The following is a 14,135-nucleotide window of genomic DNA, read 5'->3' on the forward strand; positions in this document are numbered from 1 at the left end:
TCTCTAAGACTTTTATACTATTCATTTGTTAAGAAATTGTAGAGGAATTATTAAGTTTTAATGTTTAAGTTCTCTTTTAGGAAAATAAAAAAGCTCGAAACCCAATTTTATTTTGGTTCAAGCTCTTTCGTATATTTTTTAATTACTCATCTGACAGTAAACTTTTATGTATCCAAATCGCTGCTTGAGAACCCTCACCCATAGCAATTGTTACCTGCTCTGAATGTGCAACAACATCCCCCGCTGCCCATACATGTTTTATATTCGTCATTTTCGTTCGTGAATCAGTGAGAATATGCTTGTTTTCATGTAGTTCTACCCCCAACTTTGATGCGAGCTGTGAACGAACCTCATTGCCTCCAAGTGCGACAAAAGCATATTCGCATTCTATTTTCGTTCCATCTTTTAATACTACACCCTTAAACTGTGATCCTTTTGCCATAAATTTATCGATTATTTCCTCATGGTAGATAATGTTCTTAGATCGTAATTCAATTTGATTTTGCTCACTGACTTCTCTTTTTTCATGATTAATATACATGATTTCATTTGTCCAATATGATAATGTTAAAGCCATATTAGCCCCTACATCTCCAGAACCGATAACAACTGTCTTCTCATTTTTCACTTCATACCCGTCACAATCAGGGCAAACAAATACACTGACACCTAAGCAAGGATAAATTTCCGGAAAAGAAGGTAGGCGATCCATAATTCCTGTAGCCAGTAACAGACGTTTTCCAACTATTTCTTTCCCATCTTTAATCGTACAAACAAAATTATTCTCTTGATTTTCAATACTCATTACTTTATTCTGTACAAACTCTACACCTAAATCTTCCGCTTGATCCCGGCCTACTCTTCTTAGGAATCCTCCACTAACCCCATTAGGCCAGCCTAAAATATTATGGTAAGCCAAACAAAAATTGGATCTGCCGTTATTCGAATCAATCACAACAATCTTATGTTGATACCTTCCCAATTGAATAGCCGCCTGTAATCCAGCGATTCCACCACCAACAATGACACAGTCATAAATCAAATTCATTCCTCCAGCTCTAAAGTTTAATTATATTTTTTCCAATCTCGCTGAATAATGAACTGGTAATTATTTTTTTATAAAAGGAGAGGTTATTATGATATTAAAGCCACGCTACGAATCATTAGAGTTAGAACTTCTGAAGTATCTATATAAGAGAATGAACTTATCGGAAAAAGATCATTTGAATTATTTAAACTTGAATAAGGGCTTCATAGGAGAACAGCACTTTGATGAGTGGTTACACCATTTACCGGATAATTGGCTTATCCTGAATGATCTACTCTTTGAATTCTCTCATTCTCATTTCCAAATTGATTCAATGGTTATCACCAATTCGACAATCTATATATTTGAGGTTAAAAATTACGATGGGGATTATTATATGGAGGATGATCGATGGTTTTCATCTTCTGGATCAGAGATAAAAAACCCTATCCTCCAATTAAAACGAACTGAAACCTTACTACGTAAACTACTCCAAGACCTTCAATTAAATATGCCAATTAAAGCCCATGTTATATTTATTAACCCCGAATTCCACCTGTATCACGCTCCACGGAATCAACCCATTATTTATCCAACACAAATACAACGATTTTTTAATCGGATGATGACCACTGCAGCATCAAATACATCTTCACGACATACTCAATTAGCAAAGAAATTAATTTCACTGCATATCGAAGAATCACCATATACTCGAATACCAGAATACACTTTTGAACAACTGAAAAAAGGAGTCATTTGTGCGAGGTGTGGTGGGTTTATTGGGGACTTTCATAAAAAGTTAGTAATTTGTAAATGTGGTTACAAAGAAAATGCTAGCACTGCAGTTTTACGATCAATCAAAGAATACACTACACTTTTTCCAAATAATAAAATTAATACAAATGCAATTTATGAATGGTGTAAAATCATGCCGAAACGAACAATCTCTAGGATCCTCTCACAAAACTTTAACATCATTGGACATGGCCAGTCCTCCTATTACATTTAATTTCTTTATAGAATGCAATTAGGACTTCAACCATCATGAGTCTTATTGGACTTCTAATCTGAGACACATTCTTTCTGTTTTACTCTATAAATGTGTCTCAGTGTTTTCTCTTTGATACACATTTTGTCTGTTTTTTCTTTGTAATGTGTTTCCACTTTCAACTTGGATACACATTTTTGCAGTTTTTCTTTCATAATGTGTCTCCACTTCACTCTCTGACACACATTTTTGCTGTTTTTCCTTCATAATGTGTCTCCACTTCAACCTCTGATACACATTCTTTCTGTTTTTCCTCCGTAATGTGTTTCCACTTCAACCCTGGATACACATTTTTGCTGTTTTTCTTTCATAATGTGTCTCCACTTCACTCTCTGATACACATTCTTTCTGTTTTCCCTCCGTAATGTGTCTCCACTTCACTCTCTGACACACATTTTTGCTGTTTTCCCTTTGTAATGTGTCTCCACTTCGGCCTTGGATACACATTTTTGCTGTTTTTCTTTCATAATGTGTCTCCACTTCACTCTCTGACACACATTTTTGCTGTTTTTCCTTCGTAATGTGTTTCCACTTCGGCCTTGGACACACATTTTTGCTGTCTTTACCTCATAATGTGTCTCCACTTACTCCTCTGACACACATTTTTGCTGTTTTTCCTTCATAATGTGTCTCCACTTACTCTTCTGACACACATTTCCCCGGTTTTTCCCTCATAATGTGTCTCCACTCACCACCCTCCAACACACTTTTCCCTGTTCTTCCTTCTACGCATGAACTTGTAATACATTCCAAGGACAGCAATATCAACTTTTTATTGTCAAACCTATCTTTTCGGATGATAATAATGAATTAGGCAAGTATAGAAAAACAAAAGAGGTGTGACATCTTGGGAAGGCTGCTATCAAATTATAAATCAACGTTTCTTTTGCTATTTTCCATCATTATTGGCGGAGTAGCAGGAGTCGTTTTTGGATCAAAGGCAACGATTGTAAAGCCATTTGGTGATTTATTTCTTAATTTAATGTTTACCATTATTGTTCCGCTAGTATTTTTCAGTATTGCTTCAGCAATCGCGAATATGAGCGGAATGAAGCGACTTGGAAAAATTATGGGGGGTATTTTTCTAGTTTTTGTTATTACTGCACTCATTTCAGCGATTTTAGGTTATATAGGTGCTGTTATTGTTGATCCATTAAAAAACACGGATGTATCTTCTATTAAGAGCATTATGTCCGATCCGGGAACTGATTCAAATGCAGAGGATGTTACTTTCCTAGGACAACTTGTGAAGACCTTTACCGTTTCGGATTTTTCAGAGTTATTTTCGAAAAGTAATATGCTTCAGCTCATTGTTTTTTCTATTTTATTTGGATTAGCAACAGCAATGGTTGGAGACAAAGGTAAGCCCATTGCGAATTTACTATCCTCTGGCTCTGCGATCATGATGAAAATCGTTAAGTTCGTTATGTACTATGCCCCAATTGGGCTTGGCTGTTATTTCGCAACAGTCATTGGTGAACTAGGGCCGCAAATTTTAGAGGGATATGCCCGTGCATTTATTCTTTATCTAGTTTTAACTATAGTTTATTTCTTTGGTTTCTTTACACTGTATGCATTTATTGCAAGTGGCAAGGATGGGGTAAAAGTGTTTTGGAAAAATGCTATATCTCCTGCTGTTACAGCGATTGCGACTTGTTCGAGTGCTGCATGCATCCCAGTAAACCTTGAGTCAGTTAAAAAAATGGGCGTACCTACTGATATTGCGGAAACCATTATTCCTCTTGGAGCGAATACGCATAAAGATGGTTCGGTATTTGGGGGTGTCCTAAAAATCGTCTTCTTGTTTAGTTTATTTGGGAAAGATATGACAAGTGTTTCTGGGATACTCAGTATTATCGCGGTTTCGTTTTTGGTTGGGGCGGTAATGGGAGCCATTCCAGGTGGAGGGATGATTGGCGAAATGCTCATCCTTAGCGTATTTGGATTTCCACCAGAGGTGCTACCAATTATTGCGGTGATTAGCACCATCATAGATGTCCCTGCAACATTACTGAATTCAACAGGAAACACCGTCTGTGCGATGATGGTCAGCCGATTAGTAGAAGGGAAAAATTGGCTAAAAAAAGCGTTTAATTAGAGGTTGTCTAAAAGGTCAGACCCCATAATACAAACAGTGTTCAGGTGGGGTCTGACTCCTAAATAGACAACCTTTTTTTGTTGCTAAACGGAGTATGTTATAATTATTCAATTAAATTTATCACTTACATGGAGGCATTATGCTTACTTTTGAAGAAAAACTGGCAATCATTGAATCCTTTCCACAATTAAAAAGAAAAGATGTTTCCCTAGGAAGAATTAATTTTCACTTTGAGGAAAGTACATCTGACAAAAAGAATATTGTTTATCATTTACATCCTAACGGAAATGGCTTTGTCTATGCTGAGCATTTACTAGGGTACACTACGAACGATAAAGGGATGGTGAACATTCGCGACTTTTCTGAAGATGAACTTCGTCATATCATTGAAAAATCGATCCAATCTTTAGAACCAAAAGCCATAGAAGATATACAAAGCAACGAGGAACCATTTGAAGAAAAGTGGATCAATCAAAACAACTTTACATTAGTTCTTTTACATGAGGATGATATGTGGAATGTGTATGCAGGTTTAAATCTAGATGGTACGTTTAATTCTTACGAAGAAGCTGCAGAATATTTACATGAAGAAGGATTCTCGAGATTATAAATAATTATGATGCTATTTAGGTTAAGTTTTAACTATATTGCTTGTGAAATTAAAAGCTGGTAGTCATACATTTACAAAAGCAACAAACAATACGAAAACAACCAAAATTAATAAAGCTGCAACAGCCATCTGTTGCAGCTTTATCTATTTAACAACAAAACTTAAACGCCTTGCTGTTGATATTGCACATTGTGTAATCTAGCAAATATACCGCCTTTTTCGATTAATTCCTCATGCGTACCTTCCTCAGCAATCCCCTCTTCTGTGACAACCATTATGCGGTCAGCACTTTGAATCGTCGCAAGCCTATGGGCAATGATTAAGGTTGTACGGTTTTTTGCAAGTTCATTTAATGCTCGCTGTATGATTCTTTCTGTCTCTGTATCTAAGGCAGAAGTTGCCTCATCTAGTATTAAAATTGGTGGGTTTTTCAAGAACATTCGAGCAATAGCAATTCGCTGTTTTTGTCCTCCTGAGAGCTTTAGTCCGCGTTCCCCAATTTGAGTCTCATAACCCAATGGAAGTGAATGAATAAACTCTTCTAGATGGGCCTTTCTTGCAGCCTCGACGATTTCCTCTTCTGTCGCATCTAACTTTCCATATGCAATATTTTCCCGTAATGTACCTGTAAAAAGGAATACATCCTGTTGAACAATACCTATATGAGAACGTAGTGATTGTTTCGTCACTTGACGTATATCGATGCCATCAATTAATATCCTTCCTTCATTCACATCGTAGAATCGCGGAATCAATGAACAAATCGTTGTCTTCCCTGCACCAGATGGTCCAACAAAAGCAACGGTCTCTCCCGCATGAATGTTTAAGTCAATTCCCTGAAGCACTGGTTTATGCTCATCATATCTAAACGTTACCTTATCAAACTGGATATCGCCGTTGAGATATGAAACCTCCTTAGCACCTTTAACATCCTGTACTTCTGGCTCCTGATCAATTAGGTCGATAAAACGCTTGAATCCTGCCATTCCCTTCGGATAAAGCTCCATAATCGCACTGATTTTATCCACCGGTTTAAAAAGAACATTCACATATAAAATAAAGGAAACAAGTTCTCCGTATGTTAAATGATGATTAAAACTAAGCCATGCACCATAGATTAAAACGACGAGAGTGATCAGCCTAGTCATCATATAAATTCCTGAATTGGTAAATGACATTACCTTATAACCTGTTAGCTTTGCCTTTCTAAATCGACGGTTATTCGTTGTAAATCGAGAAATTTCATAGTTTTCATTTGTAAAGGATTGTACTACTCTTACTCCTGATACACTATCCTCCACACGTGCGTTTACATCTGCTATCTCGCCATACATTCGTTTCCAAGCTTTATTCATTTTTAGATTACACACCGTAATCAACCAGACTAAGAATGGTAGAATGATAATGGTCACTAATGCTAACTTAACATTAATTCCCAACATAATCCAAAATGCTCCCACAAATGTCATTATTGCAATAAACATATCCTCTGGACCATGATGGGCTAGTTCACCGATATCGAATAAATCATTCGTAATTCGACTCATAATATGTCCTGTTTTTGTATTATCGAAAAAGCGAAATGATTGTTTTTGTACATGTTGGAACAATTGCTGTCTCATATCTGTTTCAATATTAATCCCCAGCTTATGCCCCCAATAATTCACTATATATTGTAAAAAAGTACTCATAATATACAGCACAAGCAATCCAGCACCTACTGATACAATGGTTGACCAATTCCCATCTGGTAGTAAACTATCAATAAACCACTGTACAGCAAGCGGAAACCCTAATTCTAATAAAGCAACTACTACTGCACTACAAAAATCGATAGTGAATAATTTTTTATGCGGCAAGTAGTAAGAAAAAAATCTGCGTAACATGCTGCACCCCCATTTATTTCATTCGTCTTTAGCGATTATAAATTTTAAATGGAAATGTCGCAATCAAATTGTTCGAAAGAGAAAATATAGCTCGAATCAATTTCCCTAAATATTCTGATTTCACAACAAATTATGGTAGAATTATTACTATGGGGGTGTAAAGAATTGAAAAAGAACTTTGTTTTTATTCCGATCATCTTTGTCCTTGCACTTGTTTTATCCTTTATGTTTTCAGAAAAGGATCCATCTAAAACAGAAAAAGCTATTCAACCAGTTAATGAGAAATTTGAGCTAACAGAAAAAGAAAAGAACAAAATATTACTTGATATTAGAAAAGCTTGCAGCAAACTAATCAATTTAGTTTCTAGTAAAGATACTACTACCGAAGACTATGATAACATTCTACCTAATTATTTTGATGAATCCTTCCTTGCTACTTTCAAAGAACAAATTTTAGAAAAAGTTAAAAATGAAAATAACATTGTAGATAGACAATTCCTTACCTTGCCTCTGAACCTCGAAGAATATCCATCCTACACAATTATATCGAACAATAAAGTTAAAGTGGTTTGGAGCAAAGTCCCATTCCCATCAAACCCCAATCAACTAGCAACAATTGAAATTACTCTTATTAAACAAGATGACCAATGGAAAATAACTGATTGGTACAGCATCCTTGAAAAATGACGGGCAAACAGAAAACGGCGGGTTTCCTCACCCGCTTACTCCGAATTTTGTTTCCGTACTAATACCGATTTAATCGCTTGTTCAATTTCTTGATATCCAGTACAGCGGCAAATATTCGACTCTAGCCATTCTTGAATCATTTCATCAGATGCATCTGGATGTTGCTCAATTAGGGATTGACAATTCATAATAAAGCCTGGAGTACAGTACCCACATTGAAAAGCAAACTGTTCAATAAATGCTTGTTGAATAGATGTATTGTCTAAGCCTTCAATGGTTGTGATTTCTTTATCTACCCCCTCCACACCGAGCATTAGGCAGGATTTCATTGGCCATCCATCGACATGAATGGTGCATGCACCACAATCTCCATTTAAGCAGCCCGGCTTTGCCCCTGTTAGTCCTAATCTGTTTCGTAAAACATTAAGAAGCGTTTCCGACGTTCGAATATTAACCTCCCGTCTTTCCCCGTTTACTTTTAAAGACATCGAAACCAATGACACTTGCCTCACTCCTTCCCTAACTCTTGTAAAATATCAATCAACGTATTTTTTAAAACAAATAGACGATATTCTGCCGATCCCTCTACATCATTTAATATGGGAGATGGGAGTCTTTCGACTGCACCGTTTATTTTTTCCTCCATTGATAAATCACTGTTATTAAGCAATTCTTCTATTTCAAATGCCCGAAAAGGAAAGGGACATAATCCGCTTATAGCTAATCTAATGGCTCCATCCACCTTTAGCGCTGCAGCAGTTAGTAACGGATAGCCTGTATTCCATTGTTTACGCCGCTTAATACTAATCGATGGAGCTTCTACAAATTTTTGATCGGTGCTCACTTGAATAAGAAAATCACCTTCATTTAAACATAAGCACTTCGAGAATATTTCATGTATCGGAAAGATTTTCATTCCATCATGCATGGCAACCACCATTAAGCTATCAGATAATAGAAAGGGGAGTACGGCTTCCCGATAAAAAATCTGTGCACAAATATTCCCACCTAATGTAATCTTTGTCCGTGCTGTATGATCGGCAATTTCACTAGCCGTCTTAGATAGTAGAGGAAATGGATTAGCTTCTTCAATTTGTACAAGGGATAGTCCTGCACCAAGGATCAGACGGCTTTCACTTTTAAAGAGCACATGGTATTCAGGAATTCCTTTTAAATCTATAACAGCATCGGTATAAACCCAGTCTACTCTCCCAAGAGTAATGATCTCGGTTCCTCCTGAAAAATACATTGGATTTCTTCCGGTATGCTTTAATGTTTGATACATAGTAAGGGCTTCCTGGATGGATGTAGGACGATAATAATCAAAATCATATGGAATCATTTAAATTCCCCTCCTTTGTTCTCCAAAGTAATTCAGGAACAAGGGGGAGTTGGTGCAATGAAACACCAGCTGCTACTGACAAACAGTTTCCAAGAGCTGCGGGCATCCCTAATATTCCATGCTCACCTACTCCACGTAAGCCAAAGGGTGAATCTAGCTGTTTTGTTTCAATAAAATCTACGCAGTACTCAGGATTCTAACCGTAATGAATAGGGCGGTACGTTCTTAATTGCGGATTCAATACCCTCCCTAGTTCATCAAAAATAAATGTTTCGCGTCCCGCATAGGCAAGGCCCATGTTCATAGCTCCTATTACTTGACCTTTTGCGGTTTTTTCATTTAATACTCTTCCTATATCAACCACCGTACTCGCTTTGATAATCTTATAGGTGTAATCCCTACGATCAAATTCTACTTCGACAACCGAAGCACAAACCGTCCATTCCGGTCCTGGTTTTCCAGCACCTGTTTCCATATCAATATACGTCATTCTACGTAAAATATAGTTTCCTTTACCGATGATTTGACCACCTATAGCATTTCCATTTGGATACGTATACCCATATACAATCTCTGGGAAGGCCAACCCCACCTTTGGATCATCCCTTAAAAACACACGGGAATTAGCGACCACTAAATCCTCTGGGGAGCATCTAGACACACGAAGCGACATCTTTTAGTTGTCTTTCTACATCTGCTGCAGCTTCTAATAATGCTCTACCTGCCATAAATGTTCCTCTACTTGCAACAGTTTTCCAATGCTCAGGTGTTGTCTGAGTGTCTACTTCCATTCGCACATGAATTTGATCCACACTCATCTGTAACCTTTCAGCAAGCATTTGGGCGAGAACAGTTTTGGTTCCAGTACCAATTTCAATAACACCTGAAATTAAATTAATACTCCCATCTGAATTAAAGGTTAGAATGACACCTGAGCTTGCATTCGTATCAATAGTTGACGTTTTCCAGCCACAACTTGCTCCTTTTACACGAACAAAACGATCGTTTATTTCAATAATTTGTCCTTCATCCCAATTAGATAATTGCTTCACACGTTCAATGCATTTTCTTAAATTTCCTACAGTACTTTGATTCAGCTCCACCTGAGTAGGAGTTGTATCCCCAGGAAGAATGGCATTAATATAACGTAATTCAAAAGGATCCATTTGTAATTTTTCTGCCAACAGATCCATTGTGCGTTCAAATGCAAATAAAAGCTCAGAATGACTAAATCCTCGAAATGGAGCTGCATAAGGATGGTTTGTGTAAAGACAGTATGAATCACACCAAATATTCTCGATATGATATGGACCGGTACAATCGACTGCGGCTGCTCTACTTAAATCAATCGATTTATCCGAATAGGCCCCGCCATCAAATAAGAAAGTAATTTCCGCAGCAGTCAGCCTTCCTTCGTTTGTACAACCTAGTTTAACTTTTGCTTCTAAACCGATATGGCATGGTGCTGTCAACATATCTTGTTCTCTTGAATATCTTATTTTGACAGGCCTACCACCAACCGCTTTTGAAGCAAGATAGGCAAGAATTTCTACTTGGGTAGATGCCTTGCCTCCGTAACCACCACCAACTAATGGAGTTTTCACAATGATTTTGCCAAGTTCCTCATTAAAATAATTGCTAATCAACTTTTTGACCATAAATGGAGCTTGAGAGGTTGTAGAAATAATGATCTTTCCATCAGGTTTTATTTCCGCAGATGCACACCGTGTTTCCATGGCAGCGTGGTCAGAAGGTTTAAGGAAAAAACTCCCCTCAACGGTTAAGTCACTCTGGTTCCAGCCCTCTTCGATATTCCCTTTACGAATCTTTTGCAGGCTAGCAATATTGGTTCCTGGTACCGGATAAACAGCGGGAATCTTTTCATAACTCCCTAGGTTTTCATGTATAATTGGCGCATCTTCTTGCATCGCTTCACTAGGTGAGTTAACAACTGGCAAAGGATCATATTGAATGTTAATTAATTTGGCAGCATGTTTGGCTATCATAAAAGTATCTGCTACGACTACAGCTACTACCTCCCCATGGTAGCGAACTTTATCAACTGCTATTGGTGGGCGGTCTTTCATTTCCTCACCTACTAGTGGAAAACGCTCACCGGCAATGACCGCTCGTACCCCCTGAACTTTTCTAGCACGAGCAGCATCAATTTTCACTATTTTTGCATGACCTAGTGGACTGATAACTAGGGCTCCATGAAGCATGTTAGAAGTGGTGTAATCATTTATATATTTTGCTTTTCCTGTTACCTTTTCTATTGCATCCTTCCGCGTTATCCCCTTTCCAAGCACATTCAATTCTCATCCCTCCCCATTGTGAGTTTCCGAATTAATGAATAATCCTCCTCATTATCAACATCCATGAAGGGCACCTCATCATTAAACTCGATACATACTTTCCTTTTACTTTTCTTTAGTAATTGCCTCGCTCCAATATCCCCCTCTAGCTCTAGTAGTTTTGGAAAGGCTTGATGGGAAAAAAGGATAGGTGGTCTAGAAATTCCATTAAAGGAGGATGCAATAACTTCCAAGTCCCTATTTGATGTATAAGTATGAATTAGTTGATGAATGATTTGTCGGGAAATTAATGGTTGGTCCGCAAGAAACACGATTACAGCATCCGCTTCCATACTCATGGCCTTCATAACTCCACATCTTAAGGAGTAGGCCTGCCCCTGTTCAGCCTCCGTACATAAAAAAGAACACCACTTCTTATTCAACAAAAGAGGTGGTGTAATCCACGATGGCACCTCAGACGTTGGAGTGATTACAATAGTAAAATCCAGATCTGTTTGCATGATCGTCTTCAAAGCGATACTGCCTAGGCAATCATCTAATAAAGGTAAGTCAAGCTTATTCTTCTTCCCCATTCTACTGCTCCTGCCAGCAGCAAGGTAAATACCAATAATTCTGCTTTTACTCATTGAATCTCCTTGGATTCCGGAGAGCTTTTATCATCTCAGCTACTATACTTATGGCAATTTCCTCCGCTCCCTTTGATCCAATTGAGATTCCAACTGGGGAAGAGATCCAATCTGGAATGTCATTATGATCCAATAGACGTTTCGTTCTTTCTTTTGGACCCAATATCCCTAGATAGGATAGGTTTTTATCGATCAGAATAGATAGGAGTTCTTTATCCTTTTGAAAATCATGAGTCATCAAAACCACAAAATCTCCATTCTTTATATCTAGCTTTTCATCTATTTCACGCGGGAAACATACAATTAAACTGCTTGCAAAAGGGAAATTTACTTTATTACAGTAATGAGGTCGCCAATCACAGATGATCACTTCAAAGCCCACCTGAGCAGCAAAATTTTCCAAAGGTCTTGCATCAAAGCCTGCTCCGAAAACAATAACTCGTGGTCTCGGCATATAATGATGGCTAAATATTGGAAGCAAACTTTCTGTATAGAATAGTCCACTCTTATTAGGAAAAACAGGTAAATCCGTTAGATAGGACAAATCACCAAATGCAGCCCCATCCTGAGGAATATAGCTATTCGAAAGTAGGTTAAAATTCTTATCAAATCGTTTTAAATGAATAACAGATTGCCCTTTATCCAAAAAATACTTTACTTGCATCAAATCGTTTCTTAACGGTTCTTTCAACGGTTCTAATAATATATGCACGATTCCATTGCAGCCTGCCCCTTGGCCCCAGATTAAATCGGATTCCCCTCTAAGGTCATAGATTAACAGTTTTGACTCCCCTTGCTTCCAAACTTGCTTTACATGACATTTAACATCCTCTTCTAGACATCCTGCGCTTAACATCCCAATTTGTTCCCCATTTTCTTCAATAAGCATACAGGAACCTTCCTTTTTATATGAAGATCCTTCAACATGTATAATAGTTGCCAGAACACTGCTCTCTTTCAAAAAAGGAAGTTTTAATAATATTGGTAAAATGTCCTCCATACATTCACCACTTTCCTGTGTACTATATAAAAGTATATTCATCTGGGATAAGAGATTAGAAGTGAATCATGAAGAACTACCGTTTAAAAATTCCTTCGTTTCTTGAAATAGTGACACATGATATTGCCAATTGATTAACTCCATTGGTATGGATATAATCATAGAGTCATTCGTCACAATAGGGGAATTACTACTTATATTGCTCGCCCTCTCACTAAACAACTTCATTTGATTTGCCCATGAAGCTTTGTCCTGGTCTGTCATTGTACCTGCCTTTCCCCATTCTTTGAATATTCCTGTTACATTCGATAAATATAAATAACCTTTACTAATGTTTTTCGTTTTTTGATGTAAAATCTTTACTACTTCCCCTTTCTTCGAACAAAAAGGAAAGTAACTAAAAGCTTTTGAAGTTTGATTTAAATCCATTTTCATTTGATCAAGATACTGATAATCTTTTTTTAACTGATTTTGGAATTCCACTCCTTTTACAGGGTCACATCCACCTTTTATCCAGTTTGAAAATTCAATGAACATTCCTGTTAAATGATTGCTGTAATTGTTACATGCCGTTGTAGCCTTTTTTATACCTGAAGATGGAAAAACATAAACTTTCACTAAAATAGCTACAATTGCCCCAATCAATGTATCCTTGATCCGATCCCAGGCATAACCACTAGATTGTTGCTCTAGAGCCAACACTAATAGAATCGACAAGGCTACCTGTTCGATAATCACCTTATTTAATTTCATCCATTTTGCTATGAATGAACCTCCTAAAATAAAAATCCCTAAGGTAAAACCATTTACTTGAACATACTTTGCTAACAAAACAATTAATATGATGCCAATCACTGTACCCACGAAACGATAAAATGAAAATAGAATGGTTTTATCTAGAGTTGTTTTAATACACAAAATAATCGTCAACGGAGCTAAATAAGGATGCTGTGAACCTGTAAATTTGGCTATCTCCCATGATAATGCAGAGGCAATCGCAATTTTCCAAATCAGCATTGATTGATTTTCAAAGACTGATTTCTCCTTCTTCTGCTTCATATCTCCCATCCTTTTCAATCTTTCATGTCGTTTTTGTTACCTTATTTTTTTAGGCTCTTTTCTCAAATTTAGTTGCTATATAAGTAAAGTTTTAACTAATAAATATCGGCTGAAGATCGCTACACCTGTCATTTTAATGTGAAAAGAACTTGCAATCTCCATAAGAACCTGGTGTAAAGGTCGGCAGTTGAGTTTTTACATAAGCAACAAACTATACGAAAACAGCATTTAATTAAGAGTTTATTCACTGCATACATACTTTTCACGAAATACTTGGATCATATTCGACATAAAAAAAATATTTTAGTCATATTACAAAAATGTTACACATAGTAGTTAAAGAAAAAATTGTATTCTCGCAATCTGCAAAATGGAAATGGATGCACAAGCAGGATTGTAGAAAATGGGAATACCTCATACTACTTAAATAATAG

At 37.0% G+C, this 14,135-nt stretch carries 12 protein-coding genes and 1 pseudogene; 4 read left to right on the top strand and 9 right to left on the bottom strand.

The window, feature by feature from the left end:
* Nucleotides 1-142 precede the first annotated feature (142 nt).
* Complete coding sequence (locus MHI39_RS25635; RefSeq protein WP_058006154.1) at nucleotides 143-1,042, bottom strand: NAD(P)/FAD-dependent oxidoreductase; 900 nt, start codon at nucleotides 1,040-1,042, stop codon at nucleotides 143-145.
* A gap of 94 nt (nucleotides 1,043-1,136) precedes the next feature.
* Between MHI39_RS25635 and MHI39_RS25640 the strand changes: the two genes are divergently transcribed.
* The gene (locus MHI39_RS25640; protein WP_058006153.1) at nucleotides 1,137-2,039 is read left to right on the top strand and encodes a nuclease-related domain-containing protein; all 903 of its coding nucleotides are present in this window, start codon (nucleotides 1,137-1,139) and stop codon (nucleotides 2,037-2,039) included.
* An 84-nt stretch (nucleotides 2,040-2,123) separates the two neighbouring features.
* Here the strand turns inward: MHI39_RS25640 and MHI39_RS25645 are convergent, their stop codons facing one another.
* Nucleotides 2,124-2,285, bottom strand: a complete 162-nt coding sequence (locus MHI39_RS25645) for a hypothetical protein (protein ID WP_342540438.1) — start codon at nucleotides 2,283-2,285, stop codon at nucleotides 2,124-2,126.
* A gap of 640 nt (nucleotides 2,286-2,925) precedes the next feature.
* Between MHI39_RS25645 and MHI39_RS25650 the strand changes: the two genes are divergently transcribed.
* Both MHI39_RS25650 and MHI39_RS25655 read left to right on the top strand, forming a co-directional pair.
* A complete protein-coding gene (locus MHI39_RS25650) occupies nucleotides 2,926-4,176 on the top strand; it encodes a dicarboxylate/amino acid:cation symporter (protein ID WP_280618263.1) in 1,251 nt (416 codons plus the stop codon).
* Nucleotides 4,177-4,315: 139 nt separating this feature from the next.
* Nucleotides 4,316-4,786, top strand: a complete 471-nt coding sequence (locus MHI39_RS25655; protein WP_342540439.1) for a hypothetical protein — start codon at nucleotides 4,316-4,318, stop codon at nucleotides 4,784-4,786.
* 161 nt (nucleotides 4,787-4,947) lie between these two features.
* Here the strand turns inward: MHI39_RS25655 and MHI39_RS25660 are convergent, their stop codons facing one another.
* Nucleotides 4,948-6,672: an ABC transporter ATP-binding protein gene (locus tag MHI39_RS25660; protein WP_342540440.1), complete on the bottom strand. Its 1,725-nt coding sequence runs from the start codon at nucleotides 6,670-6,672 to the stop codon at nucleotides 4,948-4,950.
* Nucleotides 6,673-6,837: 165 nt separating this feature from the next.
* Here MHI39_RS25660 and MHI39_RS25665 point away from each other — a divergent pair, with 165 nt between their 5' ends.
* Nucleotides 6,838-7,359 (top strand): hypothetical protein, encoded by a 522-nt coding sequence (locus MHI39_RS25665; RefSeq protein WP_342540441.1) that lies wholly within the window; start codon nucleotides 6,838-6,840, stop codon nucleotides 7,357-7,359.
* 35 nt (nucleotides 7,360-7,394) lie between these two features.
* Here the strand turns inward: MHI39_RS25665 and MHI39_RS25670 are convergent, their stop codons facing one another.
* From MHI39_RS25670 to MHI39_RS25695, 6 genes and pseudogenes are all read right to left on the bottom strand, one after another.
* The gene (locus tag MHI39_RS25670; protein WP_342541489.1) at nucleotides 7,395-7,847 is read right to left on the bottom strand and encodes a (2Fe-2S)-binding protein; all 453 of its coding nucleotides are present in this window, start codon (nucleotides 7,845-7,847) and stop codon (nucleotides 7,395-7,397) included.
* 20 nt (nucleotides 7,848-7,867) lie between these two features.
* Nucleotides 7,868-8,701 (bottom strand): FAD binding domain-containing protein, encoded by an 834-nt coding sequence (locus MHI39_RS25675; protein ID WP_071976349.1) that lies wholly within the window; start codon nucleotides 8,699-8,701, stop codon nucleotides 7,868-7,870.
* Nucleotides 8,688-11,016: pseudogene (locus tag MHI39_RS25680) on the bottom strand (xanthine dehydrogenase family protein molybdopterin-binding subunit). Before MHI39_RS25680 ends, MHI39_RS25675 begins: the two are co-directional and overlap by 14 nt.
* Complete coding sequence (locus MHI39_RS25685; protein WP_180212569.1) at nucleotides 11,013-11,642, bottom strand: nucleotidyltransferase family protein; 630 nt, start codon at nucleotides 11,640-11,642, stop codon at nucleotides 11,013-11,015. Before MHI39_RS25685 ends, MHI39_RS25680 begins: the two are co-directional and overlap by 4 nt.
* Nucleotides 11,635-12,642 (bottom strand): XdhC family protein, encoded by a 1,008-nt coding sequence (locus tag MHI39_RS25690; RefSeq protein ID WP_180212568.1) that lies wholly within the window; start codon nucleotides 12,640-12,642, stop codon nucleotides 11,635-11,637. Before MHI39_RS25690 ends, MHI39_RS25685 begins: the two co-directional genes overlap by 8 nt.
* Before the next feature lie 66 nt (nucleotides 12,643-12,708).
* Complete coding sequence (locus tag MHI39_RS25695) at nucleotides 12,709-13,701, bottom strand: FUSC family protein (protein WP_342540442.1); 993 nt, start codon at nucleotides 13,699-13,701, stop codon at nucleotides 12,709-12,711.
* Nucleotides 13,702-14,135 lie beyond the last annotated feature (434 nt).

The sequence above is a fragment of the Heyndrickxia sp. FSL K6-6286 genome (genome assembly GCF_038630395.1).
In the GTDB taxonomy this organism is placed as follows: Bacteria; Bacillota; Bacilli; order Bacillales; family Bacillaceae_C; genus Heyndrickxia; species Heyndrickxia oleronia.

What these genes read in the sequence shown, in the direction of transcription:
- MHI39_RS25640 (WP_058006153.1), top strand. Translation starts at nt 1,137, where the DNA reads ATGATATTAAAGCCACGCTACGAATCATTAGAGTTAGAACTTCTGAAG.
- MHI39_RS25645 (WP_342540438.1), bottom strand. Translation starts at nt 2,285, where the DNA reads ATGAAGGAAAAACAGCAAAAATGTGTGTCAGAGAGTGAAGTGGAGACA.
- MHI39_RS25655 (WP_342540439.1), top strand. Translation starts at nt 4,316, where the DNA reads ATGCTTACTTTTGAAGAAAAACTGGCAATCATTGAATCCTTTCCACAA.
- MHI39_RS25660 (WP_342540440.1), bottom strand. Translation starts at nt 6,672, where the DNA reads ATGTTACGCAGATTTTTTTCTTACTACTTGCCGCATAAAAAATTATTC.
- MHI39_RS25670 (WP_342541489.1), bottom strand. Translation starts at nt 7,847, where the DNA reads ATGTCTTTAAAAGTAAACGGGGAAAGACGGGAGGTTAATATTCGAACG.
- MHI39_RS25675 (WP_071976349.1), bottom strand. Translation starts at nt 8,701, where the DNA reads ATGATTCCATATGATTTTGATTATTATCGTCCTACATCCATCCAGGAA.
- MHI39_RS25685 (WP_180212569.1), bottom strand. Translation starts at nt 11,642, where the DNA reads ATGAGTAAAAGCAGAATTATTGGTATTTACCTTGCTGCTGGCAGGAGC.
- MHI39_RS25690 (WP_180212568.1), bottom strand. Translation starts at nt 12,642, where the DNA reads ATGGAGGACATTTTACCAATATTATTAAAACTTCCTTTTTTGAAAGAG.
- MHI39_RS25695 (WP_342540442.1), bottom strand. Translation starts at nt 13,701, where the DNA reads ATGAAGCAGAAGAAGGAGAAATCAGTCTTTGAAAATCAATCAATGCTG.